The 12,495-nt window shown below is 72.4% G+C and carries 10 protein-coding genes and 2 pseudogenes; 8 read left to right on the top strand and 4 right to left on the bottom strand.

The window, feature by feature from the left end:
• Window positions 1–441: 441 nt before the first annotated feature.
• Window positions 442–1,995, top strand: a complete 1,554-nt coding sequence (locus tag G3I19_RS28495) for an AMP-binding protein (RefSeq protein ID WP_164266596.1) — start codon at window positions 442–444, stop codon at window positions 1,993–1,995.
• Between the two features lie 46 nt (window positions 1,996–2,041).
• Window positions 2,042–2,497 (top strand): hypothetical protein, encoded by a 456-nt coding sequence (locus tag G3I19_RS28500; RefSeq protein WP_164266597.1) that lies wholly within the window; start codon window positions 2,042–2,044, stop codon window positions 2,495–2,497.
• 49 nt (window positions 2,498–2,546) lie between these two features.
• Here the strand turns inward: G3I19_RS28500 and G3I19_RS28505 are convergent, their stop codons facing one another.
• Window positions 2,547–3,509, bottom strand: coding sequence for a zinc-binding alcohol dehydrogenase family protein (locus G3I19_RS28505; protein ID WP_164266598.1), 963 nt, complete (start codon window positions 3,507–3,509; stop codon window positions 2,547–2,549).
• A gap of 86 nt (window positions 3,510–3,595) precedes the next feature.
• On the opposite strand from G3I19_RS28505, the gene G3I19_RS28510 reads away from it, so the two are divergent.
• The 3 genes from G3I19_RS28510 (at window position 3,596) to G3I19_RS28520 (ending at window position 7,853) form a co-directional block, all read left to right on the top strand.
• A complete protein-coding gene (locus tag G3I19_RS28510; RefSeq protein ID WP_164266599.1) occupies window positions 3,596–4,066 on the top strand; it encodes a MarR family transcriptional regulator in 471 nt (156 codons plus the stop codon).
• Between the two features lie 78 nt (window positions 4,067–4,144).
• The gene (locus G3I19_RS28515) at window positions 4,145–5,275 is read left to right on the top strand and encodes an NADH:flavin oxidoreductase (RefSeq protein ID WP_164266600.1); all 1,131 of its coding nucleotides are present in this window, start codon (window positions 4,145–4,147) and stop codon (window positions 5,273–5,275) included.
• A gap of 385 nt (window positions 5,276–5,660) precedes the next feature.
• Entirely contained in the window at window positions 5,661–7,853 is a 2,193-nt protein-coding gene (locus G3I19_RS28520) for a prolyl oligopeptidase family serine peptidase (RefSeq protein WP_343235239.1), read from the top strand.
• Between the two features lie 26 nt (window positions 7,854–7,879).
• On the opposite strand, the gene G3I19_RS28525 is transcribed toward G3I19_RS28520, so the two are convergent.
• Window positions 7,880–8,542 carry a cysteine hydrolase gene (locus G3I19_RS28525; protein ID WP_164266601.1) on the bottom strand — a complete coding sequence of 221 codons (663 nt, stop codon included), beginning with the start codon at window positions 8,540–8,542 and terminating at the stop codon, window positions 7,880–7,882.
• A gap of 137 nt (window positions 8,543–8,679) precedes the next feature.
• Here G3I19_RS28525 and G3I19_RS28530 point away from each other — a divergent pair, with 137 nt between their 5' ends.
• Window positions 8,680–9,141: a pyridoxamine 5'-phosphate oxidase family protein gene (locus G3I19_RS28530; protein ID WP_164266602.1), complete on the top strand. Its 462-nt coding sequence runs from the start codon at window positions 8,680–8,682 to the stop codon at window positions 9,139–9,141.
• A 74-nt stretch (window positions 9,142–9,215) separates the two neighbouring features.
• Here the strand turns inward: G3I19_RS28530 and G3I19_RS28535 are convergent, their stop codons facing one another.
• The gene (locus G3I19_RS28535; protein ID WP_164266603.1) at window positions 9,216–10,184 is read right to left on the bottom strand and encodes a LysR family transcriptional regulator; all 969 of its coding nucleotides are present in this window, start codon (window positions 10,182–10,184) and stop codon (window positions 9,216–9,218) included.
• 102 nt (window positions 10,185–10,286) lie between these two features.
• On the opposite strand from G3I19_RS28535, the gene G3I19_RS28540 reads away from it, so the two are divergent.
• Complete coding sequence (locus G3I19_RS28540; RefSeq protein ID WP_343235240.1) at window positions 10,287–11,282, top strand: DMT family transporter; 996 nt, start codon at window positions 10,287–10,289, stop codon at window positions 11,280–11,282.
• 56 nt (window positions 11,283–11,338) lie between these two features.
• On the opposite strand, the pseudogene G3I19_RS28545 reads toward G3I19_RS28540, so the two are convergent.
• Window positions 11,339–12,220, bottom strand: a pseudogene (locus G3I19_RS28545) (aminotransferase class I/II-fold pyridoxal phosphate-dependent enzyme); the annotation flags it as partial.
• On the opposite strand from G3I19_RS28545, the pseudogene G3I19_RS28550 reads away from it, so the two are divergent.
• A pseudogene (locus tag G3I19_RS28550) lies at window positions 12,210–12,350 on the top strand (AAA family ATPase); the annotation flags it as partial. The pseudogenes G3I19_RS28545 and G3I19_RS28550 sit on opposite strands and share 11 nt — an antisense overlap.
• Between the last annotated feature and the right edge of the window lie 145 nt (window positions 12,351–12,495).

Below are 12,495 nucleotides of genomic sequence, written 5' to 3' on the forward strand. Positions count from 1 at the left end.
TCGGTCACGGCGCCGTTCGCCCGGCGGGTGCTGCACGCCCACGCCGACCGGGTCGCGGCGCTGCCGCCGCGGCGGGCGGCCGAGGAGGTCGCCTGGGTGTGGACCGTGCAGGAGGCGTGTGTGAAGGCCAGCGGCGCGGGTATCGCGGGCCGGCCCTGGACCATCGACGTACGCCCCGGCGCCCGGTCGGGCCACTGGGGCGCCTACCGCTGGATCAGTCTGCGGGACCGGTCACCGACCCCGTTCAGCTGCGCGTTCTCGGTACGGCCCGAGCCCCGCACACAGCCCCGAACCCGAACTCCGAGCCCAGGCCCAGGCCCAAGCTCAAGCGCAGGCCCAAGCCCAAGCGCAGGCCCAAGCCCAGGCGCAGGCGCAGGCGCAGGCCGATCCGACACCAGATCCGCCATCCGATCCGCCATCCGATAAGGACAGACCGTGAGCATGCCCGCCCGACTCCACACCCTCGACGACTGGTTCACGTCCTCGGTCGCGGTCCACGGCGACCGTACGGCACTGGAGACCGGCGGAACCGTGCTGACGTACACCGAACTCTCGCTCCTGGCCGACCACTTGGCCGCAGCGCTGGTGAGCAGCGGCGACGGGACACCGCCGCGCAGGGTGGGGCTGCTGGCCGCGCGTACGGTCGTCGCCTACGCGGGCTACCTGGCCATCCAGCGTATCGGCGCCGCAGCCGTCCCGCTCGGGCCCGCGTTCCCCGCCGAGCGCAACGCGGGGATCGTGCGCCAGGCGTCGCTCGACGCGGTCCTCAGCGACGGAACATGCGAACAGGCCCTCCGGACGGGGCCGCCCGCGGTCGACATGACGGATGACGGTCTGCTGGACCTGCTCGGCTCACCGGCACCCGCCCTGTCCGTCACGGGGGCGGGCCCGGACGACCTCGCGTACATCATGTTCACCTCCGGGTCCACCGGCACCCCCAAGGGCGTGCCCGTCCGGCAGCGGAACATCTGCGCCTATCTCGCCCACGCCGTGCCGCACTGCGCGGCCGGCCCCGGCGACCGCTTCTCGCAGACCTTCGAGCTGACCTTCGACCCCTCCCTCTTCGACATGTACGCCGCGTGGGGAAGTGGAGCCACCCTGGTCGTACCGGCCCGGGCCGACCTTCTGGCGCCGGTCCGCTTCGTCAACCGGCACGCCATCACACACTGGAACTCCGTGCCCTCGGTCATCTCACTCGCGAAGCGGCTGCGCGCGCTGGAACCCGGGAGCATGCCGACGCTGCGGGCCAGCGTGTTCTGCGGCGAGCCGCTCACCCTCCAGCAGGCACGTGCGTGGCAGCGGGCCGCGCCGGGCAGCTCGCTGGAGAACGCCTACGGTCCGACCGAGCTGACCGTCACCTGTACCGCCTACCGGCTGCCCGCCGACCCGGGGCACTGGCCGTCCCCCGCCAACGGAACGGTCCCGATCGGCACCCTCAACCCCGGGATGGAACACCGGCTGTTCAGGAGTGAGCTGTGCGTGCGCGGCCCGCAGCGCTTTCCCGGCTATCTCGACCGGGCCAACAACGCCGGCCGCTTCCTGGCGGCCGACGGAGCCCCGTACGATCCGGCCACCGCGCTGACGGACGGGCACTGGTACCGCACAGGCGACCGGGTCGCCCTGCTGCCGCCCGACGAGCCGGCCGGATCGCGGGACCTGCCGCTGGTGCACATCGGGCGCAGCGACCAGCAGATCCAGGTGCACGGGTACCGGGTCGAACTGGGCGAGGTCGAAGCGGCGTTGCGCTCCCAACCGGGCGTCGGCGACGCGGCGGCCGTCGCGCTGGCCACCCGGGCGGGCACCGAGATCGCCGCCGCCTACACGGGCGCGCCGGACAGCGAGAACGCCCTGCGCCTCGCCCTCCGGGACCGGCTCCCCGCCTATATGGTGCCCGCGGTCCTCACACGTCTCGACACCCTGCCGCTCAACGGCAACGGCAAGGTCGACCGCACGGCGCTCGGCGCGGCGCTCGGCACGGCCCTGGGCGCGGGCTGACCCGCGGCTCTCGGGCGGACGGCTCGCATACAGCCACAATGGGCCCATGAATGACTTCGACTTCCTCTTCGGGTCCTGGGACGTGGCGAACCGGCGCCTGACGGAACTCTTCGCCGGGTCCACCACATGGGAAGAATTCCCAGGACATGCCGTGATCCGTCCGGTCCTCGCAGGACAGGGAAACATCGACGAGATCCACTTCCCCACCAAGGACTTCCGCGGGGTGACTCTGCGGCTCCACAACCCCGAGACCGGGCAGTGGAGCCTGAGCTGGGCCGACAGCACCACCGGCGGGCTGCTGCCCCCGGTGACAGGAGGCTTCACCGGCGGCCGCGGCGACTTCTACGGTGACGACACCCACGAAGGGCGCCCGGTGCGCGTGCACTTCATCTGGTCGGACATCACCGAGAACTCCGCCCGCTGGACCCAGCGGTTCTCGGCGGACGGCGGACAGACCTGGGAGACCAACTGGACGATGGACCTCACGCGTACCGGGGCCTAGTGCCGCGCGTGCCGGGGCCCGGGGGCTGTCCGTTCACAGGAGGCCGAGGTCAGGCGGTCGGCGTGAACACGATGCGCCGGCCGGGATCGGCCGGTGCGGTCCAGGCCTGTTCGACCTCGGCGAGCGGCAGCGGTACCGCCGCGGCCGTGAGCGTGCCCGCCACGAGCTCCTCGACCAGGGAGGGGAGTTCGGCGACGATTCCGGCCGCGGTGAGTGAGCCCTGCCCGCTGCCCATGATCCGCAGATTGGCCGCGCGCAGCACGAACGAGGGCAGCGTGATGTCCGGCCCCGCCATCGAGCCGATCTGGATCCAGTCCAGCGGCGCGCTGCGTTCGGCGCGGTGGGTGAGCAGGGCGGGGATGGCCCGTTCGGTGGGGGCGCCCCAGGTGTAGTCGATCACCACGTCGACGTCCGCGGCGGCCTTGCCCAACCGCTGGGCGGCATCGTCCGGTTCGCCGGTCAGCGGGACCACATCGGTGGCGCCGAGACCGGCGAGCAGGTCGAGGCGCCGCTGGTCGCGGCCCGCGGCGACGATACGGTCCGCGCCGAGGCGGCGGGCGATCTGTACGGCCATCTGCCCGGCGTTTCCTGTGGCGCCCAGCACCAGCACGCTCTGTCCTGGCCGGAAGGCGACCCTGCGACGCAGCGCCACCCAGGAGGACATCGCGGGGTTCATCGCGGCCGCGACGGTGACCGGATCGGCGTTGTCCGGCAGCGGGACGCAGCGGCGCGGGTCCACGAGTGCCTGCTCGGCCATGGTGCCGGGGACGTCGTCGTCGGCCACGAAGTACACCCGCCGCCCGTCGGGGAGCCTGCCCACGCCGTCGACGCCGGGGATCAGGGGCAGCCGGCCGTCGCTGGTGTAGTGGGTGCCGTCGGCGCCGGAGCGGACCCGGGGGTGCAGACCGGCGGCCAGCACATCCACCAGGATCTGCCCGTCGGCGGGCCGGGGCGTGGCGAACTCCTCGTAACGGGGCGGACGGTCGAACGAACGGACAACAGCGGCGTGCATGACGACTCCTCGGTCGTACGGCGATTTAGTACGTGACCAAAACCAAATTAATTTAGGTCACGTACTAAGTCAAGTATGCTGAGAGCATGAACAACGAAGCCACGCCCGCCGCGGCCCCGGCCGCCGATCTGGGTCTTGTCGACAGCCTGGTCCAGTTGTCGTTCGCGGTGCAGGGCGCGCTCGCCGATGTCGCGGCCGAACGCGGCCTGTCGGTCATCCAGTTGCGCCTGCTCGGGGTGCTCCGCGACCGCACGCCCGGCATGCAGGAGCTGGCCCGGCATCTGGGGCTGGACAAATCCAGCATGACCGGCCTGGTCGACCGGGCCGAGCGCCGCGGCCTGGTGCGCCGCACCCCCGCGCCCCACGACGGACGCGCCGTCCAGGTCTCGCTGACCGCGCAGGGCCAGGAGCTGGCCCGCGCGAGCACCGCTGACGCGGGCCTGCGGATCCAGACCCTGGCCGCGCACCTCGGCGACGCGCAGCGCACCCAGCTGTCGCTGCTGGCGAGCACGTTCGTGACCGGACGTATCGGGGGTCACACCGGGGCGGCGGAATGACCGGAGGCTGTCTCCGGTTGAGCAGGACGGCACCACCCGTGCCAGTTCCGGTCAGCCGTTTTCCGAGGAGCACGCACAGTGACCACCACCACCGCCTCCGCCGAGCGCGCGGCGCAGATCCTGTCCCGGCCCGTCGTCCTGAACGGCCTGACCGTTCCCAACCGGATCGCGATGGCACCCATGACCCGGCAGTTCTCCCCCGGCGGCATCCCGGGTGAGGACGTGGTCTCGTACTACGCCCGCAGGGCCGCCGCGGGTGTCGGCCTGATCGTCACCGAAGGCACCTACGTCGATCACCCGTCGGCCGGGGAGAGCGACCGCGTTCCGCGTTTCCACGGTGCGGACCAGCTCGCGGGCTGGACGAAGGTCGTGGACGCGGTGCACGCGGCGGGCGGCACGATCGTGCCCCAGCTGTGGCACATCGGCATGGCCCGCACCGCCGGGCGGCCCCCCTTCCCCGACGCCCCGGCCATAGGCCCCTCCGGTCTCCGCCTCCCGGAGGGCACAGGTGACGACGGCAAGGCCATGACGCAGCAGGACCTGGACGATGTGATCGGCGCGTTCGCCGGGGCCGCGGCCGCGGCCGAGCGCATCGGCTTCGACGGGGTCGAGCTGCACGGCGCGCACGGATACCTCATCGACCAGTTCCTGTGGGAGGGCACCAACCGGCGGGCCGACGCGTACGGCGGTGACCCGGTGGCCCGCACCAGGTTCGCGGCGGAGATCGTGGCCGCGGTACGCGCGGCGGTCTCGCCGTCGTTCCCGGTCATCTTCCGCTTCTCCCAGTGGAAGATGCAGTCGTACGAGGCGAAGCTCGCCGGGACCCCCGTGGAGCTGGAGGCCCTGCTGAGCCCGCTGTCCGGTGCCGGGGTCGACGTCTTCCACGCCTCCACGCGCCGCTACTGGGAGCCGGAGTTCGACGGCTCCGACCTCAACCTGGCGGGCTGGACGAGGAAGCTCAGCGGCAAGCCGGTCATCACGGTCGGATCGGTGGGCCTGGACAGCGAGTTCAGCGGCGCCTTCCGCGGCGAGGGCTCGCAGGTCAAGGGTATTGAGAACCTTCTCGACCGGCTGGAGCGCGACGAGTTCGACGTGGTCGCCGTGGGCCGCGCCCTGCTGCACGACCCGCAGTGGGCGGCCAAGGTCCTGGAAGGGCGGCTCGACGAGCTGGCCGCGTACGATCCGGCGGCCCTGTCCACACTCAGCTGACCGGCGCGCGGGCCTGATCCCGGCGGCCAGGACGCCCGGTGCCGGAGCCGCCGGCGGACGCGGCCGCACCGCGGGGCAGCCCGGCTGATAGGTTCTCCAGCACACAAGGGACAGACACGCGGCCCCGCCGCAGCGAGCCCGCCGGTCCGGCGCATCGCCGCAGCAGCCCGTCCCGTATGACGTACACACCGAGATCGTCGGCCTCGACGGTCCCCGGAAGCGCCCCTCCCACGCACCGTCGTGAGAGGGGCTGCTGTGATTTCGGCGCGTATCCGCCGGGTCGCGCCCGGGGAGGGAGGGCGACGATCTCTTTCTGTTTCCCGACCGGTCGCACCCTGCCCGGTCGCCCCGCCCGGTCACACCCACGGAAGGCAAGGCCGAAGCAGTGGACATCAACGGTTTTCCCCGTCAGTTCGCCAGGACCCGCCGTTTCACCCTCGGCACCCCCCGGCAGTTCACCGTCTCCGCGGACGGCGAACGGGTGCTGTTCCTCCGCTCCGCCTCCGGCACCGACCCACGCGGTCTGCTCTGGATGTTCGAGCACGGGCAGGAGCGTCTCCTCGCCGGCCACCCGTCGCCATCGGCTGGGGTGACCGGGTACGCCGCCGACCGCTCCGCACGGGTCGTCGCCTACGCCGTGGACGGTGAACTCTGGACCGTACGCACGGAATCCGTCCGGGACGGCGGCCCCGACCAGGACCAGGGTCACGACCGGGGCCCGGCCCGTTCCCCCCGCGGCCAGGACACCGCCGAGCACCAGGCCGCCCCCGAGCAGGCCGCCCCCCAGCACAGCGCGGCCACCTGCGCCCCGCGCCGCATCCCCACCGCTGGCCCCGTGACCGATCCCCGGCCCTCGCCCGACGGCGCCCTGATCGCCTACGTCACCGGGGGCGCCCTGCACGTCGTACGGGCCGACGGCACCGGTGACAGGCTGCTCGCCGCACCCGAGGGCCCCGATGTCACCTACGGCCTCGCCGACTACTGCGCCGGCGCCTCCATCGGCAGATCGCGCGGGTACTGGTGGTCCCCGGACGGCGACGCCCTGCTCGTCGCCCGGGTCGACACCTCGATGGTCCACCGCCGCTACATCGCCGACGCCTCCGACCCGGAGAAGCCACCGGCCGTCATCCGCTACCCGGCGGCCGGCACCCCCAACGCCGAGACCTCACTGCTCGTCCTCACGACCGGCGGCCGCCGCACCCCCGTGCCGCTCCCCCGGACGGCGCCCGCGCGCCGGACACCCCCCGGCGGGTGGGACGCACCCGCCTTCGAGTACCTGATCTCCGCTTCCTGGGACGACGCCGGACCCTTCGCCGTCCTCCACACCAGGGACCAGCGCACCGTGTGGGTCGTCGCCGCCGACCCGGCGGACGGCGCGTACGAGGTGGTGTCCCGGAAGTCCGACGAGAGCTGGGTTGCGAGCCTGCCCGGCACCCCCCTGCACACCCCGGCGGGCGTTCGCGTCCTGCCTTCGGTACGCGGCGATGTCCGCGGGATCCGGATCGGGGACACCCTCAGCCCCGACGGCCTGTATGTGCGCGAAGTGCTGGGTGCGGTGGGCGAACGGGTCTTCTTCACCGCGAGCGAGGAGCCGACGGAGGTCCATGTCTGGTCGTACGAGGAGGGGACGGGCTTCGTCAGACTGACGGAGCACGCGGGAGTGCACACGGCTGCGGTCGGCGGCGACACCCTGGTCGTGGACAGCAGGACGGACGACGGCCAGTCGGTGACCGTGCGCCGGGACGGCCGGCCTGACGGGCGGATCCAGGTGCTCACCGAGCAGCCCCTGGTCGCCCCGGCCCCGGTCCATCTCACCCTCGGAGCACGCGAGTTGCGCAGCCGTCTGCATCTGCCCTCCTGGTACGGGCGCGGGCGGCAGGAGCGGCTGCCGGTGCTGCTCAGCCCGTACTCGGGGCCCGGGATGCAGGTGGTGACCAGAGGTCGGGGCTGGTACACGGCCGTCTGCCAGTGGTACGCCGAGCACGGCTTCGCGGTACTGGCCACGGACGGCCGCGGCACCCCGGGCCGCGGCATCGCGTGGGAGCACGCCATCGACGGCGACCGGCTGGGTCCCGTACTCGACGACCAGGTCGACGCCCTGCACGCGGCCGCGGAGCGGTACGAAGCCCTGGACCTGGGGCGGGTGGCAATCCGCGGCTGGTCGTACAGCGGCTATCTCGCCGCCGGGGCCGTGCTGCACCGCCCCGATGTGTTCCACGCGGCGTTCGCGGGCGCCGCCCCCGCCGACCGCCGGCTGTACGACAGCTACTGGGAGGAACGCTTTCTCGGCCACCCGGACGTCCGGCCCGAGGGGTACGAACGCTCCTCGCTGCTCCCCCACGCGCACCGGCTCACCCGGCCGCTGATGCTGGTGCACGGACTCGCCGACGACAATGTGGCCCCCGCCCACACGCTGCGGCTGTCGGCCGCGCTGCTGGCCGCGGGCCGCCCGCACACCGTGCTGCCGCTGTCCGGTACGGGGCACCTGGTGCACCGCGAGAACGTGGCGGACCGGCTGCTGATGCTGGAACTCGACTTCCTCAAGCGGGCGTTGGCGCTCCCGTCCGAGGAAGGCTGATCAGGCTCCCGTCCGAGGAAGGCTGATCAGCCGGCCGCCGGATCCCCGGGCCGCTCCCCCGACTGCGGCCAGCTCGCCAGTACGTCATCGGTCGTGGTGACCGTCGCGACGAGGGCGAGGGTGTTGCGGATCATCGCGGGGGTGTAGTCGGCCGGTACCCCCGCGATGGCGTCCGCCGGAACCACCACCGTGTAACCGAGGTTGACCGCGTCGAAGACGGCGTTGGGAATCGCCACATTGGCCGAAACGCCGGTGACGACCAGCGTGCGGCAGCCCAGGTTCCGCAGCAGCGCGTCGACGTCCGTACGCGCGATGGGTGACAGGCCGTGCAGCCTCCGTACGACGAGGTCCTCATCCGCCACCTGGATGGGCCCGGCCACCCTGACCGCCTTCGATCCGGTGTGCTGCTGGACGGGCAGGCGGCCGGCCGCCCGGAAGAGCCGGGCGTTGCGGTTGGCGCCCCGCCCGTCGGGCCGCCGCTCCGCCACCGCGTGCACCACCTGCACCCCTGCCTCGTGCGCGCGTGCGACCAGTCGGGCTACGCGCCCCAGCGCCCCCGACGACTGTGCCTCGGCGGCCAGTTCGGGCAGAGCGCTGTCCTGGCCGACCACACCCTCCTGGCACTCGACGGTGAGCAGGACCGCGGTGGCGGGGTCGAGCTGCTGCGCGAGCTGTTCGGACGACGGCATGGGCCCTCACCTCTCCTGGAACCCGGCCCGACGGCCGGGCCGGGCGCGCGAGGCTAACGCCCATTGCGTCATGAAGGAAGAGAGCCCATGATTTCTGACACCTAGTCAGAAACAGCTGCGACGGCGGGAGAAGCCCCATGACCGACACCCAGCGCCGAGGCCGGCGGATCATGATGACGGCCGCGGAGCGCGACATCTTCCTCGGCGAGCAGCGCACCTGCCGGGTCGCCACCGTGTCACCTGACGGCCGTCCGCATGTCGGCGCTCTCTGGTTCCTCTGGGACGGCACCTCGCTCTGGCTCTACTCGCTGACCCGGAGCCGCCGCTGGTCCCAGCTGTCCGGGGACCCCCGCCTGGCCGTGGTGGTCGACGACGGCGAGGAGTACGGCGAGCTGCGCGGTGTGGAGCTCTCCGGCAGCGCGGTCATGGTCGGTGAGGCACCCCGTACGGGAGAGCCCTGCCCGGAACTCGGCACACCGGAGAAGCTGTTCGCCCGCAAGAACTTCGGGATGGACCTCATGCCGTACGACGGCCGCCACGCCTGGCTGCGGCTGACCCCGGACGCCATCGTGTCCTGGGACTTCCGCAAACTCGGCTGACCTCGTGGTGTCCGGGCGTGCGGAGGCACCCGGTCCGCTCAGCCCTTCGCCCAGCCCTTCGCCGAGTCCTTCACTCAGCCCGTCGCTCCGCCCAGGCCCGTGCCCTCGGGCGCGCCTTCGGGACCCGCGTCCCCGGGCGCGCCTTCGCGACCCGCACCCGCCGCGTACAGCGCGTCGACCGCCGCCCTGATGGAGGGCCGCCGGTCGGCGTCGGCGCGCCAGATCGCGTACACATGGCGCCGCAGCGCGTCCCGTACGGTCACGACCCGGACCCCGTCGGGAATCGGACCCCGCCCGAGCCGCGGCGCGACACCGACTCCGAGCCCGGCGGCGATCAGCGCCATCTGGGTCGGGTGCTCGCCCGCGACATGGGCGATCCGCGGCTCGAACCCCTTGCCCCCGAGGGTGAACATCAGCCATTCACGGCAGAACTCACCCTCCGGCCAGGTGATCCACTCGTCCTGCGCGAACGCCTCCAACTCCACATCCGAGGCACCGGCCAGCGGGTGCCCGGCCGGCACCGCAATATCGGCGATGTCGTCGAAGAGGGCACGCTTGGCCATCCCCTCCGGCATCGCCGTGGGCTTGTTGTACCAGTCGAGCACCACGGCCACATCGAGATCACCGCGCACCACGCCCCTGACCCCGTCCTCACCCTCCAACTCCTGTGAGCAGACCGCCAGTTGCGGGTGGGCCGACCGCAGCGCGGCGAGCACTCCGGGGAGCAGCCCGCGGGCCGCGGTGGGGAAGGCGGAGATCCGCAGCCCGCCGACGACCCGGCCGCGCTGGGCCTCCAGATCGGACTGGGCGATCTCCACCTGGGAGAGGATGCGGGCGGCGTGGTCGGCGAGGAGCCGGCCCGCGTCCGTGAGACGTACCCCACGGCCGTTCTTGGCAAGCAGCGGCTGGCCTGCCTCCCGCTCCAGCTTGGCCAGTTGCTGGGAGACGGCGGAGGTGGTCACATGCAGCCCGTCGGCCGCACCGCTCACCGAGCCGTGCCGGGCCACGGCGTCGAGGATACGCAGACGCTCCAGATTCAACATGTAAGCGATACTAAGGCAATCACTCCACATAATCTCGCTTGTGCTACGAGATGACGCCGGGCCACAGTGTTCCGTGTGAGCACCGCGACTCCTACCGGGACCGTGTCAGCACCGGTCATCGCACCCCCATCCCCCATCCGCCGCCCCGCTGTCGACTGGCGCGTCCGCTTCATCCTGCTCTCGCTCATCTGGGGCTTCAGCTTTCTGCTCATCAAGGTGGGCACCGAGGGCTACGCCCCGTTCCAGGTGACCTTCGGCCGCCTCTTCTTCGGCACCGCCGTGCTGGCCGCGGCCATCGCCTTCCGGCGCGAGCGGCTGCCGCGCGGGGCGCGGACCTGGGGCCGGCTCTCGCTGGCCGCCCTCCTGCTGAACGCCGCGCCGTTCTCCCTCTTCGCCTACGCCGAGCAGACCATCCCCTCGACACTCGCCGGGATCTGCAACGCCACCTCCCCGCTGTGGGGCATGGCGCTCTCCCTGGTCGCACTCTCCGAGGACCGTCCGACCCGCCGCAGGGTCGCCGGTCTCGGGCTCGGATTCCTCGGGGTCCTGACGGTGCTGGGCGTCTGGCAGGGCTTCTCGGGACTGGACTTCAGGGGCACCGCGATGGCCCTGCTGGCGTCCCTGTGCTATCCGGTCGGCTGGATCTACGTACGGCGCACCCTGGCGGGCACCGGCAACTCCCATCTGGCGATGACCGGTTCACAGCTGCTCGTCGCGACCTTCGAACTCGCCCTGATCACCCCGCTGTTCACCGCACTGCCCAGCTCGTTCCCGGTGGTGCCGCTGCTCGCTGTCGCGGCCCTCGGCGCACTGGGCACCGGGGTGGCCCTGCTGCTCCAGTACGGCCTGGTGGCCGAAGTGGGCCCGACCACCGGCCAGATGGTCACGTACTTCATCCCGGTGATCGCCACCGCGGCAGGGGTGGCGCTGCTGGGCGAGACCATCGGCTGGAACACCCCGGTCGGCGCGGTGATCGTGCTCGCCGGCGCCGCCCTGACGCAGAGCCGGCCGAGGAAGCGTGGGCGGGGACACGCGAGCGGGGCGGCGGGGGCCGAGCGGTCCTCACGCCCTGCGCGTACGAGCCCTGGCCGGCGGTAGCGGCCGCCGGACACACCGGACCGGTCAGCCGTAACGCCCGCCGGGCGCCGGACCCGTCAGTCGTAGCGCCTGCCGGGTGCAGGGCCGGCCGCCGACGCGACGGCGTCGGCGACCGGGCCGATGTCGTCCGGGCCCAGCGTGGAGACCGTGAGGCGCACACCCGGCGGTGCGGCCATCCGGAAGCGGGCGCCGGGGGCGACGGCCCAGCCCGCGTGCAGCAGGCGCGCCACCACCCCGGTCTCGTCCGGCACCGGCACCCAGACGTTCATTCCACTGCGGCCGCCGGCTTCGACACCCCGCTCCGCCAGCGCCCTGATCAGCGCATCCCGGCGCCGCCCGTACGAGAGCGAGACCGCGGAGACATCGACGGCCCCCGAAGTCCACAGCTGGACCACCGCGCTCTGCAGCAGATGGCTGACCCAGCCGGGGCCCAGCCGCTGACGGCCCAGCACCCGGTCCACGGTGACCGCGTCACCGGTCAGCACGGCGAGCCGCAGATCGGGTCCGTACGCCTTGGAGACCGACCGTACGAAAGCCCAGCTGCCCACGGCCCCGGCCAGCGGGCTCAGCGGCAGATCGACGATCCCGTGGCCGTGGTCGTCCTCGATGAGCAGGACACCGGGGTGGTCCCGCAGCACCGCGCGCAGCGCATCGGCACGTGCTGAACTCACCGCGGCGCCCGTGGGGTTCTGTGCGCGGGCCGTGACCACCAGCGCACGGGCCCCCTCGCGCAGCACCCGCGCCACCTCTCCCGGCAGCGGCCCCTCGCCGTCGAGCCCCATCGGCACCGCGCGCAGCCCGAGCGCCGGCACGAGATCGAGCAGGGCGCCCCAGCCGGGATCCTCGATGGCGACCGCGTCACCCGGCCTGAGGTGCGCGGCCAGTACCCGCTCGATCCCGTCGAGCGAACCCTACAGCACGGCGACCGGCCCGTCCGGTGTCGGTAAGACCGAGCTCTCCAAGACGCTCGCCGAATTCCTCTTCGGCGACCAGGACGCACTGATCTCACTCGACATGTCGGAGTTCAGCGAGAAGCACACGGTTTCACGTCGCTTCGGTTCTCCCCCCTGATACGTGGGTTACGAACCGGCCCGTCCGGTGTCGGTAAGACCGAGCTCTCCAAGACGCTCGCCGAATTCCTCTTCGGCGACGAGGACGCACTGATCTCCCTCGACATGTCGGAGTTCAGCGAGAAGCACACGGTTTCCCGTCT

It is taken from the genome of Streptomyces sp. SID10853 (genome assembly GCF_010548145.1).
In the GTDB taxonomy this organism is placed as follows: Bacteria; Actinomycetota; Actinomycetes; order Streptomycetales; family Streptomycetaceae; genus Streptomyces.